The 856-nt window shown below is 70.2% G+C and carries 1 protein-coding gene; it reads left to right on the top strand.

The annotated features are described in order from the left end of the window. Positions 1-856 (top strand): proton-conducting transporter transmembrane domain-containing protein (locus HUK84_RS20570; protein ID WP_281362877.1); only part of this gene is annotated, 856 nt, incomplete at both ends.

The following is an 856-nucleotide window of genomic DNA, read 5'->3' as shown; positions in this document are numbered from 1 at the left end:
CTGATCCACGCCGCCACCATGGTCACGGCCGGCGTCTACCTGATCGCCCGGCTGCACGCGCTGTTCCTGCCGGCGCCGCTGGTGATGCACCTCACCGCCTGGGTGGGGCTGGCGACCTTGCTGCTGGCCGGCGGCAGCGCGCTCGCCCAGACCGACATCAAGCGGGTGCTGGCCTACTCGACCATCAGCCAGCTCGGATACATGTTCCTGGCCCTGGGCTGCGGGGCATGGTCGGCGGCGATCTTCCACCTGGTCACCCACGCCTTCTTCAAGGCCCTGCTGTTCATGGCGGCGGGCGCGGTCATCCTGCGCATGCACCACCGGCAGGACATCTTCCAGATGGGCGGCCTCGCCCGGGTCATGCCCTGGGTCTGCGCCGCCTTCGTCGCCGGCGCCGCCGCCCTGGCCGGCGTGCCCCTGCTCTCGGCCGGCTTCTACAGCAAGGAAGCCATCCTCCAGGCCGCCTGGGACAGCGATCCCCTGCTCTGGACCGGCGCCCTGGCCGGCGCCTTCCTGACCGGCCTCTACGGTTTTCGCTGTGTTTTCATAGTCTTCGCGGGTCAACCTCACGGCGGGGCCACCGGCCGCACCGGCTGGACCATGGCCGTCCCCCTGGCCTGCCTCTCCCTCATCGCCATCGTCGGCGGCATGATCGAAATGCCCGACATCATCGCCCCGGTACACATCTTTTCCCATAAAATCATGCCCGTCCCCGGCTGGCCCGCCGAACATCACGCCATCCCCCTGCTGCTCGCCGGTTCCCTCGCGCCCCTCGCCGGAATCGCCCTCGCCTGGATGATCTGGCGCCCCGCCGCCCTCCCACACCCCTCCGCCACGCCGGTCGCCCGCTTCGCCC

Source organism: Nguyenibacter vanlangensis (assembly GCF_013376155.1).
GTDB lineage: Bacteria > Pseudomonadota > Alphaproteobacteria > Acetobacterales > Acetobacteraceae > Gluconacetobacter > Gluconacetobacter vanlangensis.
Note: the sequence above shows the minus strand (reverse complement) of the source record. Positions and strands in the feature narration are given on the sequence as shown.